The 25,987-nt window shown below is 54.7% G+C and carries 24 protein-coding genes; 13 read left to right on the forward strand and 11 right to left on the reverse strand.

The window, feature by feature from the left end; genetic code table 11:
- Positions 1-183: 183 nt before the first annotated feature.
- Both FHR87_RS02780 and FHR87_RS02785 read left to right on the forward strand, forming a co-directional pair.
- Entirely contained in the window at positions 184-1,161 is a 978-nt protein-coding gene (locus FHR87_RS02780) for an aliphatic sulfonate ABC transporter substrate-binding protein (RefSeq protein WP_183165201.1), read from the forward strand.
- Positions 1,151-2,344, forward strand: coding sequence for an acyl-CoA dehydrogenase family protein (locus FHR87_RS02785; RefSeq protein ID WP_183165202.1), 1,194 nt, complete (start codon positions 1,151-1,153; stop codon positions 2,342-2,344). The genes FHR87_RS02780 and FHR87_RS02785 overlap by 11 nt, the downstream gene beginning before the upstream one ends.
- A gap of 204 nt (positions 2,345-2,548) precedes the next feature.
- Here the strand turns inward: FHR87_RS02785 and FHR87_RS02790 are convergent, their stop codons facing one another.
- From FHR87_RS02790 to FHR87_RS02810, 5 genes are all read right to left on the reverse strand, one after another.
- On the reverse strand, positions 2,549-3,922 hold the full coding sequence (locus FHR87_RS02790; RefSeq protein WP_183165203.1) for an OprD family outer membrane porin: 1,374 nt from the start codon (positions 3,920-3,922) through the stop codon (positions 2,549-2,551).
- 506 nt (positions 3,923-4,428) lie between these two features.
- On the reverse strand, positions 4,429-5,469 hold the full coding sequence (locus FHR87_RS02795) for an ABC transporter substrate-binding protein (protein ID WP_183165204.1): 1,041 nt from the start codon (positions 5,467-5,469) through the stop codon (positions 4,429-4,431).
- A 296-nt stretch (positions 5,470-5,765) separates the two neighbouring features.
- Entirely contained in the window at positions 5,766-6,761 is a 996-nt protein-coding gene (locus FHR87_RS02800; protein ID WP_183165205.1) for a sulfate ABC transporter substrate-binding protein, read from the reverse strand.
- A 44-nt stretch (positions 6,762-6,805) separates the two neighbouring features.
- Complete coding sequence (locus FHR87_RS02805) at positions 6,806-7,627, reverse strand: sigma 54-interacting transcriptional regulator (RefSeq protein ID WP_183165206.1); 822 nt, start codon at positions 7,625-7,627, stop codon at positions 6,806-6,808.
- A gap of 34 nt (positions 7,628-7,661) precedes the next feature.
- Complete coding sequence (locus FHR87_RS02810; RefSeq protein ID WP_183165207.1) at positions 7,662-8,243, reverse strand: RBBP9/YdeN family alpha/beta hydrolase; 582 nt, start codon at positions 8,241-8,243, stop codon at positions 7,662-7,664.
- 220 nt (positions 8,244-8,463) lie between these two features.
- On the opposite strand from FHR87_RS02810, the gene oscA reads away from it, so the two are divergent.
- From oscA to FHR87_RS02835, 5 genes are all read left to right on the forward strand, one after another.
- Positions 8,464-8,646 carry a sulfur starvation response protein OscA gene (gene oscA / locus FHR87_RS02815; RefSeq protein ID WP_183165208.1) on the forward strand — a complete coding sequence of 61 codons (183 nt, stop codon included), beginning with the start codon at positions 8,464-8,466 and terminating at the stop codon, positions 8,644-8,646.
- A gap of 156 nt (positions 8,647-8,802) precedes the next feature.
- Positions 8,803-9,813, forward strand: coding sequence for a sulfate ABC transporter substrate-binding protein (locus FHR87_RS02820; RefSeq protein ID WP_183165209.1), 1,011 nt, complete (start codon positions 8,803-8,805; stop codon positions 9,811-9,813).
- Between the two features lie 144 nt (positions 9,814-9,957).
- Complete coding sequence (gene cysT, locus FHR87_RS02825) at positions 9,958-10,779, forward strand: sulfate ABC transporter permease subunit CysT (protein WP_183165210.1); 822 nt, start codon at positions 9,958-9,960, stop codon at positions 10,777-10,779.
- 10 nt (positions 10,780-10,789) lie between these two features.
- Positions 10,790-11,662: a sulfate ABC transporter permease subunit CysW gene (gene cysW, locus FHR87_RS02830; RefSeq protein WP_183165211.1), complete on the forward strand. Its 873-nt coding sequence runs from the start codon at positions 10,790-10,792 to the stop codon at positions 11,660-11,662.
- A gap of 4 nt (positions 11,663-11,666) precedes the next feature.
- A complete protein-coding gene (locus tag FHR87_RS02835) occupies positions 11,667-12,653 on the forward strand; it encodes a sulfate/molybdate ABC transporter ATP-binding protein (RefSeq protein ID WP_183165212.1) in 987 nt (328 codons plus the stop codon).
- A gap of 60 nt (positions 12,654-12,713) precedes the next feature.
- On the opposite strand, the gene FHR87_RS02840 is transcribed toward FHR87_RS02835, so the two are convergent.
- Complete coding sequence (locus FHR87_RS02840) at positions 12,714-14,330, reverse strand: inorganic phosphate transporter (protein WP_183165213.1); 1,617 nt, start codon at positions 14,328-14,330, stop codon at positions 12,714-12,716.
- A gap of 98 nt (positions 14,331-14,428) precedes the next feature.
- Positions 14,429-15,322 carry a polyphosphate kinase 2 gene (gene ppk2 / locus FHR87_RS02845; protein WP_246335766.1) on the reverse strand — a complete coding sequence of 298 codons (894 nt, stop codon included), beginning with the start codon at positions 15,320-15,322 and terminating at the stop codon, positions 14,429-14,431.
- A gap of 468 nt (positions 15,323-15,790) precedes the next feature.
- Here ppk2 and FHR87_RS02850 point away from each other — a divergent pair, with 468 nt between their 5' ends.
- On the forward strand, positions 15,791-16,216 hold the full coding sequence (locus FHR87_RS02850) for an organic hydroperoxide resistance protein (RefSeq protein WP_183165215.1): 426 nt from the start codon (positions 15,791-15,793) through the stop codon (positions 16,214-16,216).
- A gap of 226 nt (positions 16,217-16,442) precedes the next feature.
- Positions 16,443-17,654, forward strand: coding sequence for a YbfB/YjiJ family MFS transporter (locus FHR87_RS02855; protein WP_183165216.1), 1,212 nt, complete (start codon positions 16,443-16,445; stop codon positions 17,652-17,654).
- A 73-nt stretch (positions 17,655-17,727) separates the two neighbouring features.
- Here FHR87_RS02855 and FHR87_RS02860 read toward each other — a convergent pair whose 3' ends face one another.
- Together FHR87_RS02860 and FHR87_RS02865 are read right to left on the reverse strand one after the other, a co-directional pair.
- Entirely contained in the window at positions 17,728-18,072 is a 345-nt protein-coding gene (locus FHR87_RS02860; protein ID WP_183165438.1) for a hypothetical protein, read from the reverse strand.
- A 455-nt stretch (positions 18,073-18,527) separates the two neighbouring features.
- On the reverse strand, positions 18,528-18,686 hold the full coding sequence (locus FHR87_RS02865; protein WP_183165217.1) for a hypothetical protein: 159 nt from the start codon (positions 18,684-18,686) through the stop codon (positions 18,528-18,530).
- Positions 18,687-18,786: 100 nt separating this feature from the next.
- Between FHR87_RS02865 and FHR87_RS02870 the strand changes: the two genes are divergently transcribed.
- The 4 genes from FHR87_RS02870 (at position 18,787) to FHR87_RS02885 (ending at position 23,682) form a co-directional block, all read left to right on the forward strand.
- On the forward strand, positions 18,787-20,277 hold the full coding sequence (locus tag FHR87_RS02870; protein WP_221189712.1) for a carbohydrate porin: 1,491 nt from the start codon (positions 18,787-18,789) through the stop codon (positions 20,275-20,277).
- Between the two features lie 51 nt (positions 20,278-20,328).
- Positions 20,329-21,222 carry a LysR family transcriptional regulator gene (locus tag FHR87_RS02875; RefSeq protein WP_183165219.1) on the forward strand — a complete coding sequence of 298 codons (894 nt, stop codon included), beginning with the start codon at positions 20,329-20,331 and terminating at the stop codon, positions 21,220-21,222.
- Positions 21,223-21,334: 112 nt separating this feature from the next.
- The gene (locus FHR87_RS02880) at positions 21,335-22,480 is read left to right on the forward strand and encodes an alkene reductase (protein ID WP_183165220.1); all 1,146 of its coding nucleotides are present in this window, start codon (positions 21,335-21,337) and stop codon (positions 22,478-22,480) included.
- Complete coding sequence (locus FHR87_RS02885; RefSeq protein WP_183165221.1) at positions 22,477-23,682, forward strand: MFS transporter; 1,206 nt, start codon at positions 22,477-22,479, stop codon at positions 23,680-23,682. The genes FHR87_RS02880 and FHR87_RS02885 overlap by 4 nt, the downstream gene beginning before the upstream one ends.
- A 203-nt stretch (positions 23,683-23,885) precedes the next feature.
- Here FHR87_RS02885 and FHR87_RS02890 read toward each other — a convergent pair whose 3' ends face one another.
- Together FHR87_RS02890 and FHR87_RS02895 are read right to left on the reverse strand one after the other, a co-directional pair.
- The gene (locus tag FHR87_RS02890; RefSeq protein ID WP_183165222.1) at positions 23,886-24,902 is read right to left on the reverse strand and encodes a transporter; all 1,017 of its coding nucleotides are present in this window, start codon (positions 24,900-24,902) and stop codon (positions 23,886-23,888) included.
- 244 nt (positions 24,903-25,146) lie between these two features.
- Complete coding sequence (locus FHR87_RS02895; RefSeq protein WP_183165223.1) at positions 25,147-25,590, reverse strand: hypothetical protein; 444 nt, start codon at positions 25,588-25,590, stop codon at positions 25,147-25,149.
- Between the last annotated feature and the right edge of the window lie 397 nt (positions 25,591-25,987).

The following is a 25,987-nucleotide window of genomic DNA, read 5'->3' on the forward strand; positions in this document are numbered from 1 at the left end:
GGCTAACCGATTCCACCCTGACAAGTTTTAACCTGATTCCAAAAAAGTATTTCTGTTTCATTTTTAGATCGTTCAGCTTTCAAGCAACCGGACTACCGGACGCCTGTTCTTCCCCTCATTTTGAAGTTCTGCCGTTCCGGGACTGCCGTTGTAGTGACCGGAACGTCATTAAAGAGAGCTGCCATGTCGCGTTCCTCCTTACTCACTCGCCGTACCCTGATTTGCACTGGCCTGGCCTTCGGGCTGCTGGTCACCCTGCCCCTCCAGGCCGAGACCCAGTTGCGCATCGGCTACCAGAAATCGTCCACGCTGATCAGCCTGCTGAAAGCCCAGGATTCACTCGAAAAGGCCCTGCGGCCCCAGGGTATCGCCATCAGTTGGCATGAATTCACCAGTGGGCAACCGCTGTTGGAAGCACTGAACCTCGGCAATATCGATCTATCCGCCGATGTCGCTGATACCGTACCGGTTTTCGCCCAGGCGGCAGGTGCGAAGCTGACCTATTTCGCCCAGGAAGCCCCCTCACCCGCGGCACAGGCGATCATCGTGCAGCAGGATTCGCCATTGCACACTCTGGCCGATCTCAAAGGCAAAACGGTTGCGGTGACCAAGGCGGCCGGTAGCCATTACCTGTTGATTGCGGCCCTGGCCAAGGCTGGACTGAAATTCAGCGATATTCAGCCGGCCTATCTGACCCCGGCCGATGGCCGCGCCGCGTTCGAAAACCACAAGGTGGATGCCTGGGTCACCTGGGAGCCTTTCCTGAGCGGCGCCCAGCGCCAGCTCGCGACCCGTACCCTGGTCGATGGCCAGGGACTGGCTTCCTACCAGCGCTATTATCTGACCGGTACTCAGTTCGCCCAGAACAACCCTAAAGTCTTGCAGGCTGTCTTCGACGAACTGGTCAAGACGGGCCAATGGTTGCGGGCGCATCCAAAAGAGGGCGCGAAGATCCTTGGTCCATTGTGGGGCAATCTGGACCCGGCCATCGTTGAACAAGCCAATGCGCGGCGCAGTTATGCAGTCCGTGCCGTGCAGCGGGAAAGCCTGGAAGAACAGCAACGAATCGCCGATGCCTTCTACGCCGCCGGCCTGCTACCGCGAAAAATCGATGCCCGCGACGTTTCCATCTGGAAGCCGGAGAATACCGATGCCCGCTGAAATACCGTTGCTCGAACCGCGCCTGTTTCCGTACGACTTCGGTCATCTGGCCCAACCGGTCGAACAACTGGCGCAGGCACTGGCGGCGACCGCCGTGGAACGCGACAGGCAAGGTGGCAGCGCCCAGGCTCAACGCGAATTGATCCGCGACAGTGGCCTGCTGACCCTGGCCATTCCGCAACGCTATGACGGCCAGGAACTATCTTGGCCGGCGATCTATCGCATCATCCGCTACCTGGCCGCAGTGGATAGCTCTCTCGCTCATCTGTTCGCCTTCCAGCATTTGCAGGTGGCGACCATCCTGCTCAATGGCAGCGAGCAGCAACAGCGTGACTGGCTGACCCGCACCGTGCGCGAACGCTGGTTCTGGGGCAATGCTGCCAATGGTCGTGACAACCGCCTGACCATGACCGAGCGCGGCACGGGCTACGAGTTGGATGGCAGCAAGTCGTTCTGCTCCGGGGCGCTTGGTGCCGATGCCCTGATAGTCTCCGCACCCTATGGCCAGGACCGGCTGTTCCTGCTGCTGCCGACCCAACGTGCAGGCCTGACGATCAACGATGACTGGGATGGTTTCGGCCAGCGCCAGACCGACAGCGGCACGGTCCATTTCAACAAGGTGGTAATCGAACGCGATGAGCTGCTCAGCGCTGGTGCCGGTAGTCCGCGCAGTACCTTACGGGTATGCCTGTCGCAACTGATCCTGACCCAGCTTTACCTGGGCAATGCCCAGGGTGCACTGGATGCGTCCCGGCGCTATGTCCGCGAACAGGGTCACGCCTGGCCAGCGGCGGGCGTGGCCAGCGCTGGCGAAGACCCCTTCCTGCACAAGCGCTATGGTGAGCTCTGGCTGCTCTATCGAGGTGCCCTGCAACTGGCCGAGCATGCCGCTGGCTTTTTGCAACAAGTCTGGGAAAGACCTCAAACGAGCGCAGAGGAGCGCGGCGAAGCAGCGCTGCTGGCCGTCGAGGCCCGGGTCAGCTCGGCTCGCGCGGCATTGGAAATCACGTCACAGATCTTCGAAGCCATGGGCGCCCGTGCCACTGCGTCACGCTATGGTTTCGACCGTTTCTGGCGCAACGTGCGCGTCCACAGCCTGCACGACCCACTGGACTACAAGGTACGCGATCTCGGCAACTGGGTCGTCAACGGCATTGCGCCGACAGTGACTCCTTATTCATAAACGTCGCAGAAGTCGGTGCGGCTAACCCAGCCAGGTAAAACCGGCCGACCGCCATCCCCGCTTTTCTGGCATACCTAGCCCGACAGGCACAGGCTTCTTCCCTGATAGAATAGCCGGCAGCACAGTTCGATAAAAAACCAGCCTGCCGGTTGAATACCAGGCAGGCTTAACAAGTAAAACGGACAAATCTTGAATCGCGATCGATCAGAGCAGACTGATGTTATAGCTCAGCATGACACGGCTCTCATCACGATCGACAGTGCCCGAATCGTTACCACGCCAGGAGCCGTTTTTCCAATCAAGGCCCAGACCTTTCAAGGGGCCATCTTGTACCTTGTAGCTCAAATTGATATCACGTACCCACTCTTCGCTATTGCCTCTTCGGCCATGGACAGTGTCATCGATACCGGAGCCACTGTAATAGGTAGTACCGAACAACAGCCCTGGAATACCGATACTGGCGAAATCATAGGCATATCCGGCCACCCAGGTTCGTTCGCCAGCACTGGCGAATTTTGCTGCCTGAACGTTGGAGTTGGTAATCAGGTAGAGCGAACGGCCTGTACCGGCATCCGGTGCAAGACTTGGGAAATCACTATGCCCAGTAACTTTCTGATAACCAGCCTTGATGGAGTGTCCTGCCAGGCTATATGTGAATAGTGCACTCCATATTCTATTATCAACTTCATAACGATCACGATCACTACTGGACCACCAACCCTGGGCTCGATAACCCTCGGCTCGACCTGACCTGGAAGAGTTGGCACCGGTGGAATTACTGTTGTAATAACGAAGGTCCGTTTTCAACGAACCAATCGGTAACGCCCAGTTATGGATCAAGCCAACAAAGTGCTGTTCATAGAAATCCTGCAACTTACCGAAGTAATAGCTCAGAGCCAGACTCTTGTTGATATTGTAATTAAAGCCGCCATACAGGAACTGGTTACTGAACTGTCCGGTCTTGCGGTTACTTGATCCCTGTATGGAGAGGCTGTCACTGTTACTGGAATTTCGCTCCGTGGAATGTTCAATCTTACCGGCAATGAAGGTCAGGTCTTGTATTTCCCGAGAAGTGACCTGGTACCCTTCATAGGTTTGCGGCAATATACGGGCGTCGTTATAGGTCACCACGGGTAGCCTGGGTTGTAGGGTACCTACATGCAATTCGGTTTTCGAAAAGCGCATTTTACCGGTTACGCCAATACGGCCAAAATCATGCCTCGACTTACCATTGCTTTCCAGAGGGAACATGCCACTGGTGCTCGGAGCACGGTCGGCATCAGTCTTTCCCACACGGCCACCATCATCCAGGCGGACAGCATAGGTACCCAGTACATCCAGACCCAATCCTACGACGCCTTCGGTATAGCCGGATTTAAAGTCGAGAAGGAATCCCTGCCCCCATTGCTCGATCCTGGGAGTATCCGTGGTACGACTATCCTGGTTATGGTAGACATTGCGTAAAGTAAGAGTAGCTTTGCTATCTTTCAAAAACTCTGCGCTTGCCTCTCCGGCAAAGAATCCGCTTACGCCTACAGTGCCAAGCAATAAGCCTATACTGGAAAGTGCTCGATTCATCCCGATGTGCAAGAATTTTCATGGAAGAGGCAGCATGGCAACTGACATTTCTTCCATTACTTATTCTCACTTCCTCCTAATTGTCTGGATAGTTTTACGATATTTCTGATATCCATGATTGATTACAGAGCAGAAAAGACAAAAGCCTTATAGCCACATGAAAAGTTCATATACATGGATAACAGCTATTGATATATAGTCACTCAAGGCAATTTCTTATGACTGCCCTACATGGCATATATAGTTTTGCAGGTATGATTCGAAAGGTTATTGCAAAGCGCTAGAAACCATACACCCATAAATAACTTTATTATATTTAATACACATACCAGCATTTTTATTATAAAAACAAGTATATTGAAGATAAACAAACAAAATAGAAATTTATTATTCACCAAATTGCAACAATTAATAACCTTATCGCAATTTGTAATTAAATGTTACCAGTTAAACTGGCCAGATTACTGGCCAGTTTCGAAAAAATAAGAACTCAATCACAACTATACTCAACTTCCCGGAACAGCTTTTGCCTGTTCGAAAAAGTAATCCTGCCAGGAAGCTGGTTTGTGTTTGATTGCGCCAACCCGATACAGGAAGTCTGCCAGCGGATAAGTGTTCTTCGGCACGGTAGTGAATTCGATTTGATCGTTCTCCAGGATCTTCAGCAGTTTGGCTCGATCAATTTTCGCCCCGGTCACTCGAATATAGGTATCCGCTGCGGCAGCCTTGTTCGACTGGGCGAATTGTGCGGCCTCGTTCAGCGCATCGATGAAAGCCTGGAAGGTCTTGGGGTTTTCATCGCGGAATTTTTCAGTAGAAAACAGCACGGTCGGCGAATTCGGACCGAACAGATCGTAGGAATTCAGCACGACATGTACGTTGGGATTTTCCAACGCCTGATTCTGGAACGGCGGGTTGGAAAAATGCGCGGTCAGCTCCGTGCCGCCGGCGACCAACGCAGCCGTGGCATCAGGATGCGGCACGGCAATGGTGTACTTGTCCAGACGCGCGTATTCCTTGTCCCCCCACTGCTTGGCCGCCGCGTACTGCAAAAAGCGCGACTGAATGGAAACGCTTACGGCCGGCACGGCGATCCGGTCCTTTTCAGTGAAATCGGCGATGGTCTTGACCTTGGGGTTGTTACTCACCAGGTAGTAGGGAAAATTACCCAACGAGGCGACACCTTTAACGTTTTGCCGGCCGTAGGTCCGATCCCAGATGGTGAACAATGGGCCAGTCCCGGCACCGGCAATATCGATCGAACCGGATAACAGCGCGTCATTGACAGCCGATCCGCCAGACAACTGGGTCCAGTCGACTTCGATATCGAGTCCCTGTGCCTTGCCATATTTCTCGATCAGTTGTTGATCGCGTACCACATTGAGCAGCAGATAGACGATGCCGAACTGCTCGGCGATACGAATACGCCCCTCGGCATGTGCCGTTTCCGGCACGGCCAGACCGGCACTGACCAATGTCAGACTCAGCCCAATGGCCGCCAGGCGTCTCGGCAGGAAAAAAGGAAACAAGCGCTTGCTTAGAGACATGTCATGCTCCACTGAATTGTTTTGCCAAGAGAAAACCGGTGATGCCTGGAATGACGAGCTGACGCGAAGAAGATGAATCGAAGCTTATGCACAATTCATCGATTGACCGTTCGTCATAGGGCTTGTGCAATTTATAGGAATAAACAACTCAGACTAAATAACCTTTAAAACTAAGGTTATGGCTCATCAAACATCCTGGAAAGAAGAACCCAGGTAAAGGAAAACAAGCACAGCTGATAGCGTTCCGCTCTCGCAAAAAAGCCCTCCGCAGAGGGCTTTCACAGGGGATGCGCAAATTATTGCTGCAAGTAGATCTGATCGAACACGCCGCCGTCGTTGAAGTGAGTCTTCTGGATTTCCGACCATTCACCAAAAGTCTTTACCACTGGCAGGAAATCCACTTTTGGGAAACGGTCACCAAACTCGGCAAGGATTTTCTCGTTGCGCGGACGCAGGTAGTTCTGCGCAGCGATGCGCTGGCCTTCCTCGGACCACAAGTAATTCAGGTAAGCCTCAGCTTCCTTACGGGTGCCTTTCTTGTCCACCACTTTATCGACAACCGTGACCGGTGGCTCGGCTTCGGCCGATACGCTTGGATAGACCACTTCGAAGCCGCCACGACCAAATTCGCGGGCGATCATCTCGGCCTCGTTTTCAAACGTTACCAGTACGTCGCCGATCTGGTTCTGGATGAAGGTCGTGGTGGCGGCGCGGCCACCGGTATCAAGTACCGGTGCCTGATGGAATAGCTTGCTGACGAAATCGCGGGCGGCTTTTTCATCGCCGCCGCTCTTCTGTACGTAACCCCAGGCGGATAGATAAGTATAGCGACCATTACCGGAAGTCTTCGGGTTCGGCACTATCACTTGCACACCTTCCTTGAGCAGGTCCGGCCAATCCTTGAGCTGCTTGGGATTACCCTTGCGCACGATGAATACCGTAGCCGAGGTGAAGGGTGCGCTGTCATTCGGCAGACGCGTGGCCCAGTCGGCCGGAATCAAATTGCCAAGCGTATACAGTGCGTCGATATCGGTGGCCATGTTCATGGTGATGACATCGGCTTGCAGACCGTCGATCACTGCCCGCGCCTGTTTGCTCGATCCACCGTGAGACATCTGGATATTGAGCGGTGTGCCTCCCTCGGCCTGCCAGTGCTTGAGGAAGGCTGCGTTGTATTCACGATAGAAATCGCGCATCACATCGTAGGAAACATTCAACAGCGTGGCGGCGTGGCTGCTGGCACCGAAGGCAAGGCTGGCAGCCAGCAAGGTGGCAGAGAACAGTCGTTTCATGGATCATCCTTGGAGTTAAAGCGCAGAATCTATCTGGCTTGGAATTATCGTGGCAGATACAAATGGTTCGGCAGGATTTCGTCGTTTTCGCAAACCAGTAAAGCGAAATGAATGCAATTTTCCAACTCTCGGGTATTGCCCGGCCAATTATGGCTTTCCAGCACCGCCCTGGTCGCCGCACCGATTTGCGGTAGTGGCAACTCCAGACGGGTGCAGTAGAGTTCGAGAAAGTACTGGGCCAGCGGCATGATATCGGCCGGGCGTTCGCGCAGCGGTGGCAAGGACAGATGACCGCGATCGAGATAATCGAACAAGCGACGGTTGAACTTGCCAGCCTTGACCGCCAGGCTCAAGTCGAAACTGGTCGCGGCAACCAACCGCACATCCACCGGCAGTGGCCGCTGTCCGCCAACACGCATGACCTGTCCGGTTTCCAGTGCCGTCAGCAACCTTGCCTGCAGGGCGAGCGACAGGTCGGCGACTTCCTCCAGATAGAGCGTGCCGCCATGCGCCGAACCGAACCAGCCGGCCCGGCTACTGGACAGGCTGCTGTGCGCGCCGGCGACATAGCCGAACAACTCAGCCTCGCCATAGGCCTGGCTGATGGCGCTGCAGCTTACTGCGACGAAAAGCCCCGAACGTACGCTGCCCTGGTGGATCTGCCGGGCCAGCAGCTCCTTGCCGGTTCCCGATTCGCCCTGGATCAATACCGGCAGAGGCCCCGCTGCAAGCTCATCGAGCCGTTCGCGTACCTGGCAGGAACGCGGGTCAACGAATACCAGCGCGCGCGCGCGAATGCTCAGCGGACTGCGTTCACTGTCTGCAAAAGCCAACAACGCCGGTGTGCCTTTGTGGGTAAAAGGCATCGAATGAATCTCCTTGCCACAACATTTCTGCAGGTCAGGCACGTCGTCGGGCTCGCTGTTCGATCAGGCTCTGCAGGCGAAACAGGTGGGCAAAACCCTGTTCCCAGCGATGATGGCCTGACTTCACGTTGATATGTCCCGCGCCGGCAAGTATTCCAGCCTCGGCTCCCCAACAGCGCGCCAGTTCGAGCGCCCGCAATGGCGTGGCGGCCGGATCGCTATCCGAGCCGATCAGCAGACTGGCGAACGGCAAAGTCTGCCTGGGAATCGGCGCAAAGCTGCGCAACGAGGGCGGACATTCCATGCGCTCGACGTCCGCTGGAGCTACCAGCAGGGCACCACGAACCTTGTTCAAGGTTGCCGGTGCGGCCTGCGCGGCCCAGTGGGCGACGGTTATACAACCAAGACTATGGGCAATGAGCACCGGCGGAACATCACTGGCAGCGATACAATGCTCAAGCTCATTGACCCAGGCCTGGCGTTCTGGATACTCCCAGTCCGTTTGTTCCACACGGCTCGCATTAGGCAGACAGTTCTGCCAGTGGCTTTGCCAATGCTCGGCTGGCGAGCCTTGCCAACCGGGCAGGATCAGATAGCGAATGGCTTGGCTCCACATGATGGCCTCCATCAAAGGCAACGAAATCGAGTGCTGCAAGAATAAGCCAAAACACATAGCACTCTAAGGAATAAAAATTTATTTAATTATTCCACAAACAACTATTTATTTCTTTTTCGAATAAATGAATTCTTAAATAATATTTTTTAATATATTAAAATCCTTTTATTCTCCCTCTCATCCATACGAATGTATCCACAAGAAAACCGGGAGCAAGCTCATGACAACATCGCTTCGCAGCGTGGATAACCAAGAAGAATCCACGATTCTGCGCGAAATCCAGAGCGCCTTGCGCGACCTGCGTTTTGGTTCAGTCGAGATCACCGTGCATAACGGGCAGGTGGTCCAGATCGAACGTAAGGAAAAATTCCGCTTTCAATCATCCAACACCAAGCATTCCTGAGTCGCGCCCTACTCGCCCAACGCGGGCCGCGCTGGATGAATGTGCATTGAAAACCGCCGTCCACCGTAACCTGCAGATCGGCCAGATAAGCCAGATAAGCCAGATAAGCCAGACAAGAAAGTCACGCCATACGACCGTTTCCAAGGAGCTTCACCTATGTCTTTCCGTCGTTTTGCCCTAGCCACCCTTACTGCTGCGTTGACCAGTGCTTCCATTATCGGTTCCGCAGCCGCAGCGACCGAACTGCTGAACGTGTCCTACGACCCGACACGCGAGCTCTATGTGGAATACAACGCGGCTTTCAATCGCTACTGGCAAGCCCAGGGGCACGAATCAGTGACGGTCAAACAGTCCCATGGCGGTTCGGGCAAGCAGGCTCGCTCGGTGATCGACGGCTTGCGCGCCGATGTGGTGACTCTGGCCTTGGCTGGTGATATCGATGAGCTATACCGGGTGGGCAAGCTGATCCCGGAGGATTGGCAGAAACGCCTGCCGGATGCCAGCACCCCCTATACGTCGACCATTGTATTCCTGGTGCGCAAGGGCAACCCAAAAGGCATCAAGGACTGGGACGATCTGGTCAAGCCTGGCGTGGAAGTAATCACCCCAAATCCCAAAACTTCTGGAGGCGCTCGCTGGAATTTCCTGGCTGCCTGGGCCTATGCCCAACAGAAATACGGCAGCGAGGAACAAGCCAAGGAGTTCGTCGGGAAGCTCTACAAGCAGGTTCCGGTACTGGACACCGGAGCGCGTGGCTCAACTATCACCTTCGTCAACAACAAGATCGGTGACGTACTGCTGGCCTGGGAAAACGAAGCCTTCCTGGCCCTCAAGGAAGAAGGTGGCGACAATTTGCAGATCATTGCGCCCTCGTTATCCATCCTCGCCGAACCGCCAGTTGCCGTAGTCGACAAGAACGTCGAGCGCAAGGGTACCCGGGAAGTCGCCGAGGCTTATCTGAAATATCTTTATAGCGAGGAAGGCCAGCGCATCGCCGCCAAGAATTTCTATCGCCCACGCAACCAGACGGTGGCTGCCGAATTCGCCAAGCAATTCCCCGCCTTGAAGCTAACCACTATCGATGGTGACTTTGGTGGTTGGAAAACGGCCCAGCCCAAGTTTTTTAGCGACGGTGGCATATTCGACCAGATCTACCAAGCGCACTAAAAGCACGACAACAGGAGATGACAAACAGCCGGATCGACCGGCTGTTTGTCGTTCGAGGCCTGGACCTGTGCGACAGCGTTGCGCTCAGCTTATCGCCTTCCCCATGGCATTGAGCGTTTCCGCATTTATAAAGGAGGACAAACAATGTCGCGACGCATCTCCCCAGTCATACCCGGCTTCGGGCTGACCCTGGGCTATACCCTGTTTTACCTTAGCCTGCTGGTACTGATTCCACTGGCAGCCATGTTCATCAAAACCACCCAGCTCAGCTGGGACGAGTTCATCGCCATTATCAGTGCGCCCCGGGTGCTCGCGGCGCTCAAGCTCAGCTTCGTTACGGCACTGATCGCAGCCCTGATCAATGGAGTGATCGGCACACTGCTGGCCTGGGTGCTGGTGCGCTACAAGTTTCCCGGACGCAAGATCATCGAGGCCATGATCGACCTGCCTTTCGCCCTGCCCACAGCAGTGGCCGGCATTGCTCTGACAGCGCTTTACACACCAACCGGCCTGATCGGCCAGTTTGCTGACAGCCTCGGTTTCAAGGTTGCCTATACCCCGTTGGGCATCAGCCTGGCACTGACATTCGTGACGCTGCCCTTTGTAGTGCGCACATTGCAGCCAGTATTGGCGGATATCCCGCGTGAAGTGGAGGAAGCCGCCACTTGCCTCGGCGCAAAACCCTTGCAGGTAATCCGCTACGTGTTGTTGCCAGCATTGCTGCCAGCCTGGCTGACCGGCTTTTCGCTGGCCTTCGCACGCGGTATCGGCGAGTACGGATCGGTTATTTTCATTGCCGGCAACATGCCAATGAAGACCGAGATCCTGCCGCTGCTGATCATGGTCAAGCTGGATCAGTACGACTATGCCGGCGCGACCGCCATTGGAGTATTGATGCTGGTGGTATCGTTCATCCTGCTGCTCTTTATCAACCTGCTGCAGCGCCGTATCTCGACGACTTCCTGAGGAATCCGCCATGACTTCCACAACCCTGGCGAACCCTTCCGCCGCTCGTGTCGCCCAACGTGGCAATGTCTGGGGTCGGCGCTTTCTGATCGCCGCTGCCTGGCTGATCTTCACCCTGTTCCTGCTGCTGCCGCTCTATGTCGTAGTGAACGAAGCATTGAAGCAGGGTCTAGGCACCTTCTTCACGTCCATCCTGGAACCCGACGCGCTCTCCGCACTCAAGCTGACGCTGATCGCCGTAGGTATCTCGGTACCGCTCAACGTGGTATTCGGCGTGGCGGCCGCCTGGTGCGTCAGCAAATACGACTTCAAGGGCAAGAGCCTGCTGGTGACGCTGATCGACCTGCCGTTCTCGGTCTCACCGGTAATCGCCGGTCTGATCTACGTGCTGATGTTCGGTGCCCAGGGCTGGTTTGGCCCCTGGCTGCAGGACCATGATATCCAGATCGTCTTCGCTGTGCCGGGTATCGTCCTGGCCACGATCTTTGTCACCGTACCCTTCGTCGCCCGCGAGCTGATTCCGCTGATGCAGGAACAAGGCACCCAGGAAGAAGAGGCAGCCCGCTTGCTCGGCGCCAACGGCTGGCAGATGTTCTGGCATGTCACCCTGCCTAATATCAAATGGGGCCTGATTTATGGCGTGGTGCTCTGCACCGCCCGCGCCATGGGCGAGTTCGGGGCGGTATCGGTGGTATCCGGACATATCCGGGGCATGACCAACACCCTGCCCCTGCACGTCGAAATTCTCTACAACGAATACAACCACGTCGCCGCCTTCAGTGTCGCCAGCCTGCTCCTGGCGTTGGCGATATTCATCCTGCTACTCAAGCAGTGGAGCGAGAGCCGTATCAACCGTTTGAAAGCCAGCGCCGCCGAGGAATAACCGCATGTCCATCCAGATCAGTAAAGTCAACAAACACTTTGGTGCCTTCCAGGCTCTCAACAATATCGACCTGAATATCCAGAGTGGTGAACTGGTTGCCCTGCTTGGTCCATCCGGCTGCGGCAAGACCACCTTGCTGCGGATCATCGCCGGCCTGGAAACACCGGACACTGGCCGCATTGCCTTCCATGGCGAAGACGTTTCCAATCGCGAAGTACGCGAGCGTAACGTCGGTTTCGTTTTCCAGCACTATGCGTTATTTCGCCATATGACGGTGTTCAACAACGTTGCCTTCGGCCTGCGCATGAAACCCAAGAATGAACGTCCGAGCGAAAAGATAATCGCGGAAAAAGTCCACGACTTGCTCAATCTGGTACAGCTCGACTGGCTGGCCGACCGCTATCCGGAGCAGCTTTCCGGCGGCCAGCGCCAGCGTATCGCCCTGGCTCGCGCGCTAGCGGTGGAACCCAAGGTGCTGTTGCTCGACGAACCCTTCGGTGCACTGGACGCCAAGGTACGCAAGGAGTTGCGGCGCTGGCTGGCGCGTCTGCACGAGGAAGTACACCTGACGTCGGTGTTCGTCACCCACGACCAGGAAGAGGCGATGGAAGTAGCCGACCGCATCGTGGTGATGAACAAGGGAGTGATCGAGCAGATCGGGGCACCCGCCGAAGTCTACGAAAACCCGGCCAGCGACTTTGTCTACCACTTCCTGGGCGACTCCAACCGCCTGTACCTGGACCCGGAGAACCATATCCTGTTCCGTCCGCACGAAGTAGCGCTGACACGGCAGGCGGAAGCCGACTACCAGGCGGCGGAAGTACGCGATATTCGTCCTCTGGGCGCTATTACCCGGATCACCCTGAAGGTGAACAGCCAGGACGAACCGATTGAAGCCGAAGTCATCAAGGATCACGCCAGCCTGAACGGGCTTACCCGTGGCCAGATCCTCTACTTCAAGCCGAAGGCCGTGACAACGGCACATCAGTAAAACAAAGAAAAAGCCGCAGGCGGGACTATCCCGCCTGCGGCTTTTTTGGGTACTGCCGAATCAGGACAACTGAACGAACAGCCAATACAGCGAGCCGGACAGGAGAATCGCTGCCGGTAAGGTCAGTACCCACGCCATCAACAGATTGCGGACCGTACTCATCTGTAGACCCGAACCATTGGCCATCATGGTTCCAGCCACACCGGAGGACAGTACATGCGTGGTCGAGACTGGCAGGCCATACATGTCGGCTGCGCCGATAGTCAGCATCGCCACCGTCTCAGCCGAAGCGCCCTGGGCATACGTCAGGTGTGATTTACCGATCTTCTCGCCAACAGTCACCACAATGCGCTTCCAGCCAACCATGGTGCCCAAGCCAAGCGCAATGGCTATGGCGACCTTCACCCAGAACGGAATGAAACGGGTAGCTTCGTCGATCTTGCCCTTGAAGGCTTGCAGCTTGGCCTGGGTATCGGCATCGAAACTGGCCAGCTTGTTTTTCTCTATCAGGCGGATGGCTTCTGATGTCAGATACATGTCGTTACGCACGTTGGCTACGGCGGCGGCCGGTACTTGCGCCAAGGTACCGTAGTTCTTCACCTCGTTACCGATGGCGCCAGTCAACTGTGCCAGCGCGGGAATCAGTTCCGGTGTAGCTTCCTTGCTACGCATGAATTCACTCAAAACCTGGCGCGAATCCGCCGGTGCCGGTTGTGTCGTGCTCTTGAGCAATGCCTGCTGGGTAACCTCGGCAACTGCAGCGAACTGTACGGTCTGCTCTTGCGGCATCGCCCGGTTCAGTGCATAGGCCATCGGCAGAGTACCCACCAGGATCAGCATGATCAGCCCCATGCCCTTCTGGCCATCGTTGGAGCCATGGGCGAAAGACACGCCAGTACAGGTAAGAATCAGCAGGCCACGGATCCACCAGGGCGGCGGCGCCTTGCCTTCGGGAGCCTTATACAGCGAACGGTTCTTGACCAGCATGCGTAATGCCAACAGCAGCAAGGCCGCGCAGACAAAACCGATCACTGGTGAAAGCAACAGTGAATAGCCCACTTTAATAACCTGTGCCCACTCCACTCCGCTGGTGCCATCGCGACCATTCATCAAAGCGTTGGCAATGCCAACGCCGATGATCGAGCCGATCAGAGTATGCGAGGAAGAAGCCGGCAGGCCCAACCACCACGTACCCAGATTCCATACGATAGCGGCGATCAGCAAAGCGAAGACCATGGCGAAGCCGGCCGAGGAACCGACTTGCAGGATCAACTCCACAGGTAACAGGGTGATGACGCCGAAAGCCACGGCACCACTGGATAGCAGCACGCCAAGAAAATTGAAGCAGCCGGACCAGACCACGGCGACATCGGGCGGTAGCGAGTGAGTGTAGATCACCGTGGCGACAGCATTGGCCGTGTCATGAAAACCATTGACAAATTCGAAGCCCAGCGCGATCAGCAGAGCCACGCCGAGCAGCAGGAACGGAGCCCAGGTAGTTACCACCGTGCCGGTGCCACTCATATCGTTCACCAGACTGTAGACGGTGAACAGCAGACCGATGGCGAGCACGCCGAAGAATAGGATCTTGGTAAGCGGGCTGGTTCTGTGTTCCAGCTTGGGCCTGGTATCGAGGGCAGCCGACGCAGCGGCGGCATCCAGGGTGGGTGTAGTCATGAATCGAAAACTCCAGATTGGGAATCAAGAAAACCTGCTTGCCGCCTGACTCGCACAGCACAATCTGCAGGCCGGCCAGTCCTTGGCACAGGTATATTTCAGTAGATCTGCGGCACGATGAGCTCTGGTGGTGTCGGGTTACGCACGTAGTCCTCGTTACGCTGCCTGGGCGGCAGTTCGATAGAGGGCGACCCCACTTCATCGTAGGGAATCTGCTTGAGCAGATGCTGGATGCAGTTGAGCCGCGCCCGCTTCTTGTCATCCGCCTGCACCACCCACCAGGGGGCTTCGCTGATGTGGGTACGCTCGAGCATGATTTCCTTGGCCTTGGTGTAAGCCTCCCAGCGCCGCCGTGACTCCAGGTCCATGGGGCTGAGCTTCCATTGCTTGAGCGGATCGTGGATACGGCTGAGGAAGCGCAGATGCTGCTCTTCGTCGGAGATGGAGAACCAATATTTGATCACCTGAATACCTGAACGCACCAGCATTCGTTCGAACTCTGGAGCCGAACGGAAGAATTCTTCGTACTGCTCATCACTGCAAAATTCCATGACCCGCTCGACGCCGGCGCGGTTGTACCAGCTACGATCGAACAGGACAATCTCGCCTGCCGCTGGCAGATGCGAAACATAGCGCTGGAAATACCACTGGGTACGCTCACGATCGTTCGGCGCCGGCAGCGCGGCAACTCGGCAGACCCGTGGATTGAGGCGCTGGACGATACGCTTGATCACTCCGCCCTTGCCTGCTGCATCGCGCCCCTCGAAGAGGATCACGACCTTGTGTCCGGTTTTCACTACCCAGCTCTGCAGCTTGACCAATTCACCCTGAAGGCGAAACAGTTCGCTGAAATAACGCCGCCGCGCCAGTTTTTCCTCGTTGAGACCGGCCACATCGTCATTAAACAGCTCATCGAAATTGTGCACATCCTCCAGTAGTTCCAGCTCCAGCTCTTCGTCGCTGTGATCGAGCAACTCACGATGAATTCGCATCAATATCTCGTTTCGCTCCATAGGAACTTCTCGCAAGCAAGTGGGTCACCGGCCAGAGTTTAGAAATAGCTCGTGACAGAACAATGACAGGATCTGGCGCAACACATCCCTTTCTCGCATCCCCGGATCGGCTGGTGCGAGTTTTCCGCCCCATTGTTCAACCCTTTGCGCTGACGGTATTCACTGTTCAATCCCATAGCTGGCCTGACAGTACTCAACCGAAATATCCATAATCAACTGTCTCACTCAAGTAGACAGTATTGCGTAAATAACCCTATTAATTAAATCCAGGAGAGACACTAATCTGTGCTCCATGCGCTGTTCATCAGCAGCGGTTTGGCCAAGGCCACCGCTTCGGATACCACAGGTACTGATCTACCCCCGAATGAGCTACCTCGCCCGCTCTAATCGTGTACTTACAAACCCATCAGTAGAGCTAACTTCTTGACCACTATGGAGAGTTACAACATGTCCATCGAAAAGATTCTGTACGTCGCCCACGCCCAAGCTACCGGAGGCCGCGATGGCCATGCGGTATCATCCGATCGGCAACTTGATGTCAGACTGACCACGCCACGAGAACTCGGTGGGACAGGCGGTGAAGGCACCAACCCTGAACAACTGTTCGCGGCAGGTTACTCTGCCTGCTTTCTCGGTGCGCTCAAATTCGTGGCTGCCCGGGACAAGGTGTCACTACCCGCGGACACGACGATCAATGGCAGTGTGGGGATTGGCGCCATCTCTACAGGATTCGGCATCGAGGTCGAGCTTCGGATTTCGCTGCCCGGTCTGGAACGTACCGTAGCGCAAGACCTGGTGCAAAAGGCACATATCGTCTGTCCCTACTCCAATGCTACGCGCAGCAATATCGAAGTCACACTCAGCATTGTTTGATAACAATGCTGGCTTTGAGCTGAGTGACCTCGATTGGCGCTCAGCGTTATGCCCTGTACCCCATCTGGCTCTCATGAATCGTTTGTAAGAACGAAGCCTTCCCACATCGCTGAAGTGCTATCGGAAAATCAGGGCTTTAATCAATGACGGCCTTACAGCTACTCCTGCGCGTGCGACCAACTTCGGCTTCGCGCGCCAAAAACGCTCACGTCATTAGGAAGAAATCATGAGTATTGAACAGCGCTCTTCCTCGTCACAGGAATCGGTCTGGCCATATATATTTGCTGGTCTGTGTGCAAGCCTTATCAGTATCGGATTGGCAAGATTTGCCTATACCCCTCTCATCCCTTCGCTCATTCAGAGTGGCTGGTTTACGCAATATGAAGTTGTGTATCTGAGTGCGGCTAATCTCGCGGGCTATTTGATTGGAGCGCTAATAGGCAATCCCATCGCCTATCGAATCTCCAATACACGCGCCCTGAAGCTAATGCTCGGCCTCGTTACCCTTTCATTTTTCGCATGCGCGTATCCGCTATCCATTACCTGGTTCTTCAGTTGGCGGCTACTGTCGGGAATTGCAGGCGGAGCCGTTATGGTCCTCGTCGCTTCGGCAATACTTCCTCATATCGCTCCTGCCAAGAGAGGTGCTGCCAGTGGAGCCATTTTTCTCGGCATTGGCGTCGGGATAGCAGGGTCGGGTACCGTCGTCCCGGCACTTCTTTCCCAGGGACTGCAGAATACCTGGCTGGGGTTGGGAGCGATCGCTTTGGTGCTAACTCTCGCGAGCTGGAAAGCCTGGCCTACAGGACATACAGATTCCTCCCCCACCACTCTCGCGGACGGCAGCAATACAGAGGTACAGAGTTCCGGACTGAAGTTGCTTTTTGCGCAATACGCGTTGATGGCAGCAGGGCTTGTACCCGCCATGGTTTTTCTGGTGGATTACGTCGAGCGGGGCCTTGGATTCAGCCACCATGCAGCGGCAATAATCTGGAGCATGTATGGCGTTGGCGCGATGCTGGGTCCGGTTGTATATGGAATGGCCGCCGACAAGCTAGGGCCACAAAAAGGGGTTCGAACCGCCCTGCTTATACAAGCCGCGGCAGTCGCCTTGCTCTGCGGGACAAACAATTCAGTGATGCTTGGGGGACTCGCTATAGTCATAGGCTCGTTCCCGGCCGGTATCGTTCCACTCGCACTTGCCCGCGTACATCAACTAAGAACTACTCACTTTCATCAGCGACTAGCATGGAGTCGAGCAACCATTTCGTTTGCCACCTTTCAGGCTGTCGCTGCTGTCGGTTATTCGATGATTTTCAGTGCCACCCATGGCAGCTACCAAGCTCTATTCACGATTGCAACCGCCGTATTGCTGGCAGCACTATTTTTAGAGCCGGTAGCCAGCAAGTTAAATCGTTCAAGGTCTTTTGGTGGCTAGTACTGCATTGGCCAAACGTGAACGAGGCGCTTATCGGAAGCCAAGCCGGGAGACAAAATCGAACCAAACAGCATCAATGGAGGGAGTAACTGCTTCCGTGATCTGTATTTTTGTCAGAGTGTTCATCTGTAAGCTTTTTTCTCGATACACCAGCCGTTCCCTGGTCATTTATCCAAGACCAAGTCCCATCTTCACGCTGATAGATGTTGGCTCCATCTTGAACGCTGCCACCAGTGAATATACCAGCCATGGCACCTGCCACTGCGCCAACAGGACCACCTGCAGCAGCACCTACCATCATTCCTGAAAGCCCACCAAATCCTTCCCCAGCCTTGGCATCGCTTTCAGGATGCACTTCAGAGGCGTTCACATAATGATTTCCTGCCAGGAGCAGAGAAAAAGTAATGATTCTTTTCATATTGACTAAAGCTCTTTTTTACTCTGGAGGAGCCCTGCGACTGTAGCCAAAAAATGTAAAAGAAATATGTCTGAAATTACTTTCCTGCTCCGCAGGTTTCTTCGGCTGCTAGATCGCCAGTTGCGTATGAGCTTATGTTGGAAAGCATATTTATAGCTGCTCTATTTCGATGGGCTGTTACAACGGGCTGTAGTCGATCATCCCCTGGTAAGTCAGCAAGCCTGGCTCAAAATGATTACTACAAGCCGTAGCCTTAACGAAAAAGCAATACAATCAGAGTATTATTTCGTCGCCAAGCTCTGTAAGACTGCAGAGCCAGCGATCACGACATTGAGGAATCTTCAAGCATGAAGATTCCTTTTTTTTGGAGATTCCAGACGTGAGTGATATTCGGCAGAACAATGCTGAAGCTTCACTAATGACGGTACAGAAAGATTAATGATGATTTATAAGGATTAATTGTTAGCGTCCTGCTTATGACAGGGAATCAGATAGCTTAATACTGTCATCATCAATGTTTCATAATTCGCCCGCTGATTCTCAGCGGTATTTTCGAGCAAGCCTTTCATGCTACATGCATGATCCTGGAAAGCCATGGGGTTGTTGGTTTTCATCACGCTTCCTCAAAGATCGTAAGGATCGTACCCCCGGAAAAGCCTTCCTGAATCTGGGTATTGAATAGGCGCTGGTATTGAGCAGCAGGAGTTGCGAGCGTTGATTCAATTTTTCAGTATGCACCATTGGCTGCGCGTACTCTCCGGTAGTCGTCGTGCTGTGGCGTATAGCTTGTGCCTAGGATTGTTGTGGTTACCGATGGCAACTGTGCTTGCCAACACAGTTGATGAAACATCAAGGCAGACAAAGGACTCGAAAACGGCAGAAGCTGCAGAGGATCGGCTGGACACCTCGGATCGCTTGTTGGGCGACATGGGAGGCTTCCGTACATGGCTTTATCAGTATGGCATTACGTTAGATATCCAGAGCGAGGACGAGATCTGGGGCAACTATCGCGGCGGCACTCGCCGGACGACCAGCTATAACGGGGTAGGAACGGTCGAAATCGGCGCAGATTTGAGCAAGCTGTTTGATCTCGAAGGTGGTCTCTTCAAGCTCAGCTGGCTGAATATCCGTGGCCGCTCACCCACGGCTGACCGACTGGCCGACTACAACCCCGTCAGCGGTCATGAAGCCTATACCTCCAATCGGCTGTTCGAGCTGTGGTACCAGCAGAGCTTTCTGAATGGCGCGCTGGATATCAAGCTGGGTCAACAGGATCTGGATAATGAGTTTCTGATCAGTGACTATGCCAGCCTCTTTCTCAACGCGAACTTCGGCTGGCCGGTAGCGCCGTCCGCCAATCTCTATTCGGGCGGGCCGTCATGGCCACTGGCCTCTCTTGGAATTCGTTTTCGCTATCGATCCTCGGAGCGTATGACGCTGATGTTCGCGGCGGCAAACGACAATCCGACGGGGCATGGTTTTTACAACGAGCATGACCCGTCCAACCAAAGCGTTCATCCTCATGGCAGCAATTTCAATCTGAATACGGGAGCGCTACTTATCTCCGAATTGCAATACACCACCGATTGGAAACCTGCCTGGGCTGGCATGGAGAGTGCCAGTAATGGACTACCAGGGATCTTGCGCGTCGGTGGGATGTATGACACTGCCACGTTCTACGATCAGCGCTATGACAAAGCAGGACGCTCGCTGGCCGCCCCCGATAGCTCAGAAAATCCCCGGCAGCATCAAGGTAACTGGATTTTTTACGGCATTGCCGACCAGATGCTCTGGCAGGCAGCACCTGGCTCACCATGCTCGATAGGAATGTTCGGTCGCGTGACCAGCAACCGGAGTGACCGTAATGTGGTTGATTTTGCCATCGATACCGGCCTGACCTTGAACGCGCCTTTCGCTGGGCGTAACGATGACGTGTTCGGAATCGGCTGGGGCATGGCGCATACCAGCAATCAAGCTCGGAAAGCCGACCGCGACATGCGGCGCTATAGTGATGGCCATTACCCGGTGCGTGGTAACGAATATCGCGTGGAAATCACCTACAAGGCGCAGATCACGCACTCGCTCGATCTTCAGCTGGATTGGCAACATATTGAAAACCCAGGCGGTGGTGTCTTGAACAACGAAACCGGACGCAGAATGCGCGACGAAAGCCTTTTCGGCCTCCATTCAACGCTAACCTTCTAGGAGCCTATGCCAAGCAGAAGCGGAAAATTTCGCTGCTTGAGGAAGGATCTCATGGATAAATTACTCGCCTTGAAAATGTTCGTTACCACGGTGGATACCAATGGTTTCTCTGCGGCAGCGAGACAGTTAGGCGTAGCGACTTCATCAGTCACTCGAATGGTCGATGCTCTCGAATGCGAACTGGGTACAGCCCTGCTCAATCGCTCCACCCGGCAAGTCACTGTGTCGGAGGCCGGAGCTGCCTACTACCTCAATGCACGGCGAATTCTTGAACAAATGGAAGAAGCCGATGCTTCGGTTCGCGACCGTGGTGAAGAGCCTTCAGGCCCCCTGCGTGTTTCGGTGCCGACAGCCTTCGCTCAGCGCTGCCTATGCCCGCATATTGGGAGCTTGCTGCGGCAATATCCGAAGCTCGAACTGGATATGACGCTGACCGACGATATCGTCGATCTGCTGGGCGAACGGGTCGATCTATCCATTCGCCTCGGCTCCGCTGCGCCAATGGATGGGGTGGTGAGCCGTACACTTGGGTGGTTTCAACGATTCGTACTGGCCAGCCCCGTCTATCTGGAAGAACACGGGGTACCAGAGCAGCCCATGGACCTGCTCCACCATAATTGTTTGCGTTTCAATTATGGCAATGTGCAGCAATTCTGGACGTTTCAAGGGACGAGCGAAGAAGTTCGTGTCCCGATACACGGCCGCGTCAAGAGTAACAATGTCGAAGTCCTGCGCGAGGTAGCACTCGCTGGCCTAGGAGTTGCGCTACTACCCGATTGGATCGTCGAGGAGGATATAGCGGCAGGACGGCTGACGAAGTTATTCGCGATGTTTGCGGTAAATCCGAATAACGCCAGCTCAGCCATTTCAGCATTGTATTTACCCAATCAACGTGGCTCGAAGCGGGTTAATGCCTTCATGGATTTTGTCACGCAGATTCTTTGAGCAACGCATCATTGCGTTGGGCGCAAAACCGCGTTGCGTTCCTGACGGATTCTGTAACGTACGGGTCGAGCACTAACCTGCAGGCATTGAAACGTACTGCAGAGAACTCACCATGACCCATCAGCTCTTCGACCCTATCAAGCTTGGCTCATTCATGCTGAAGCATCGTATCGCCATGGCACCGCTCACTCGATCACGGGCTGCACAACCTGGCAATGTGCCGACTGCAATGAACGTCGAGTACTACCGGCAGCGCGCCAGTGCCGCGTTGATCATCAGCGAGGCCACACAGATATCCCAACAGGGACAAGGTTATGCCTGGACACCCGGTATTCACAGCCAGCAACAGATCGAGGGATGGAAGGCCGTCAGCGCTGCGGTTCATGCTGAAGGTGGTCACATGTTTTTGCAGCTTTGGCACGTCGGGCGTGTTTCACATCCGGTTTTCCAGCCCCATGGTAGTTTGCCAGTTGCACCCAGTGCACTCCCGGTACCTGGCAAAACCTTCATCCTGGACGCGAATGGCAATGGCGTCTGGGATGATGTGCCAACGCCTCAAGAACTGGAGCTTTCGGGGATCGCCACGATTGTCGAGGACTACCGCCGTGCAGCCCGTAATGCGCTGTCAGCCGGAATGGATGGAGTAGAGATCCATGCGGGAAATGGCTATTTGCTTGATCAGTTCATCAATAGCAACAGTAACCAGCGTAACGACCGATACGGTGGCAACATTGCCAACCGTGCCCGTTTGCTGCTCGAAGTCGTCGAGGCTGTCACCTCGGAAATCGGGGCTGATCGCGTAGCTGTCCGCCTCACGCCGATGGGACGCTTCATGGGCATGGGAGACGATACGCCAGAAGAGACTTTCGGTTACATCGCGCATGAATTGAACAACTGGAATCTGGCCTACCTGCATCTGGTAGAACCAGCCATGGTCGGAACGGTACTTGACGACAATGTCGATCCTCGCTGGAACGCCATCATCTGGCAACTGCGCAGGGAATACCGGGGAGTACTGATGCTTGCAGGGGGCTACAATCAGGATAGCGCGCAAAGCGCTTTGAAAAGCGGCAGAGCGGACATTATTGCCTTTGGTCGTCCGTTCATTGCCAACCCGGACTTGCCGCACCGCTATCGTTTCCACCTTCCATTAAATACTCCAGAAACCAGTACCTTTTTCGGTGGCGGTGCTCATGGTTACATCGATTATCCAGCCTGGACTGACGATCGGATGCAGGAAAAGGAGGCAGCCCAATGAATCGCCAGTCGACAATTGCAGCGCCCCGTGACGCCGCAGCTTTCAGCAAGGGACTCGTCTTTCTGTTTGCCTTTTGCTGTGGGGTCATCGTGGCAAACATCTATTATGCCCAACCGATCATTGAGTTGATTGCACCCGATATTGGTCTTTCTGCCGGTACCGCTAGCCTGATCGTTTCGTTGACCCAGGTTGGCTACGCACTTGGGCTATTTTTCTTGGTGCCACTTGCCGATCTCCTGGAGAATCGCAAGCTGGTGTTGATCACCATTGGGATCACATGTCTCAGTCTCTTGGGAGCTGGATTGAGCGATAGACCAAGCATCCTGTTGGTCGCTTCGCTACTGATCGGCTTCAGTTCCGTTTCTGTTCAAATGCTGATCCCCCTGGCGGCGCATCTTGCGTCGGAAGAAACCCGTGGCCGAGTAGTTGGCGGAATCATGGGTGGATTACTGCTTGGCATTCTGCTCGCGCGGCCAGTCTCCAGCGTGATTGCCGATCACTTTCACTGGCGAGTAGTGTTTCTGGGTGCGGCAGTCGTCATGTTGCTTATCGCGCTGGTGGTCACCACGCTGCTTCCCAGCCGCCAGCCAGCTCACCAGGCCACTTACTCCCAGTTGCTCATCTCGCTAGGAGAACTGTTTCGGCGTGAACCTGTGCTGCGCGAACGCGCTCTTTATCAAGGGCTGATGTTCGCCGCATTCAGCCTGTTCTGGACAGCGGCACCCCTTGCGCTGGCGCACGAATATGGACTATCTCAGTCGCAGATTGCAGTCTTTGCTTTAGTCGGGGCGATTGGAGCCGTCGCGGCCCCGATTGCCGGACGGCTCGCGGACGCTGGATATACACGGTCAATGTCTGGGTTGGCGATGATACTAGGCAGCGTCAGTTTTCTGCCGGGAGTGTTTTCCATGCCTCGCGGAGTCATTGCCTTGGGGATTACCGGCATCATCCTTGATTTCGCCGTGCAGATGAATATGGTGCTTGGCCAACGCGCCGTTTATGCGCTGGATCCGGTTAGCCGAGGGCGTCTCAATGCTCTGTATATGACCAGCATCTTTGTTGGTGGCGCAATAGGCTCTTCGGTTGCAAGCATGCTCTACGAGCATACTGGGTGGGTGGGGATAGTCGCTATCGGTAGTGCACTTCCAATGCTTGCCTTGTTGATCTTTTGCAGCAAGCACCGTACTTCGCGTGCCGTCTAATATTAGATCCCAAAGAAACCTTTATCTAATCAAGCCGTCGGCTTCATAACGCGCTACGAAGACATTCGTGATGCCGACTCGCTTGGATCGATTGTGGAAAAGCAACAGCGCTCATCGCTTGCCCAGTCTCGATCTTTGCCGTACTTGCTGTTCAGCAAGCCGATGTCAGCCTTATTGCGACAGATCCCAATGACAACCATCGCTCAATCGTCACTGCGCTTGCGAAAGGCCAGATGCCCGGCCAGAAGAGTAAAAGAGGCAACCAGCGCCACCAGCAGCCAGAATCCATGGGCATTCTCTGCCAGCGGGATACCCCCGACATTCATGCCAAAAAAACCGGCCGTGATATTGATCGGCAACGCCAACACCGTGACCATCGTGAGCGTGGACAGAGTCCGATTGGTCTGTTCGTTGAGCTTGGCGGCGATTTCTTCCTGGAGCAGCTTGATCCGCTCGCTGAGGGAGGTGAGGTCATTGATTACCAAGGAGAACTCCTCGGTAGACTCACGCAGTTCCTGCACGTCCTCCTCTTGCAACCATTGCGGTGGTCGATTGAGCAGGCGCAACAGCGATCCCGGCTCCAACGCCAGCAGACGCTGCAGGCGTACCAATACACGACGCATGGCGCCAAGCTCGGCACGATTGTCGGAAAGGCGTGGCGAAAGCAGTTGATCTTCAATGCGATCGACACCGATGCTGGTCTCGCGGACGATCTGGGTGAGGACGTCGCCCTGGTCACGTAGCAGGTGCACCAACAGTTCCAGTGGCGAACGAAAGCATTCGCCGTTTTTCACCGAAGAGCGCAACTTATCCACTGAACGCAGCGGCTGGGCTCGCACAGTGACGATCAGGCGCTCCTGGGCGCAGACCCAGAGCGTAGCGATATCCGAAGAAACCTGGCCGAAGCTGAACACCACATCGTTGACCACTGCCAGCAAGGCCGAATCGATGTGCTCGATGCGAGTGGAGCGGGAACCTTCATGCAGGGTCTCGAAGAAATCCTCCGGCAACTCCAGGCACGTCTTCATCCAGCGCTCACAGGCGGCGTGTGCCAGATTCAGATGCAGCCAGAGAAACCCCTCAGGATCGGGAGAACGCAGACAATCGATCACCATTGCCGAATCGATTTGCCGACCGCGTTCCCCGGCGCGAAAACAGAACCCGTAGAGTAGACCGAACAGATCGGAATCCTGATGCGTAGGGACAATACAGTGGTTCATGCTCACTCGCCGGGACTAAATGAATCGCCGCGCCGCAGCAAAGCTGCGGGACCGGTATTTCTAGCAGGCCAGAATGACAATTGCGTTACATCGGCAATCGCAATCGCGAATCCGAAAGCGCTTGAGAAAGCGCCAATGAGAGCCGGCAAGGACCGGTGTCGCGACACTAAATGGCAACGCAGTATCGAAGCCCTGGATGCTGTAACTGGCTAATCAAATACCGGATTGCCAGAGGAAAGAAGCTTCAATCCTCATCCAGGCTGGAAGCAAGGTGGTCGCAAATCCAGTCGACCAGCGAGGTCAAGGGATCGTTTTCATCCTGCTTTCGCTGCTCAATGGGCAGCGCCTGGTTGGATGCAACAGGCTTGGCGGAAGGAAGGATCAGATTGGGTAGTACTATTTGGCAGCGGCTGGCTTGCACAAGATAAGGAGCCTGCCCGGTGACGACTCTTCCGTCGGTCTTGCGATAACCATGACGAAAACCTTCAAGCCGTCTGGCACGAATTCCCCTGTATGGCACAGGAAGCCAGTTATAGCCAATGGTTATCCGACTGAAACCCTGGCTGCCGGTTCGAACACGTTGCTGAGGACCGGAAAGGATATACGACGATAATGCATCCGCACTACCTCGTTTGAGGCCAGACGGAACAATATCCTGACTACGATAAAGCTCAATGAACAAATTCATGGGTATTCCTTTCCCCTATTCATTTTACTGACGCTTTTGCCTGTTTCATTGGACTATGCCAGTCCATCGAAACCACAAAATATTGACGCATCGCCTCCAACCATCACGATACGAAGAAGCAGAACCGACCATCGAACAGCGCTGGATATTGCCTCCCTGCAGCAGTCTTTCCGTCTTGGACAAATCCGGTCGCCAACGACAAAACCGGTATTCAGAAATATAACGATTTGTTCAGTTAACGACTCTATTTGCATGAACAAATATGCAAAATCGCTATATAAAAATCATATTTTGAGACACGCATCACAAAACACAACGGAACTATTCAACGATTACTATATAACCAGACAATAGAAATCCCTTTTATCGACTCGATAGGGTGGCGCCATGCCTTTGC

Origin of the sequence: Azomonas macrocytogenes (assembly GCF_014191985.1) — a bacterium.
In the GTDB taxonomy this organism is placed as follows: domain Bacteria; phylum Pseudomonadota; class Gammaproteobacteria; order Pseudomonadales; family Pseudomonadaceae; genus Azomonas; species Azomonas macrocytogenes.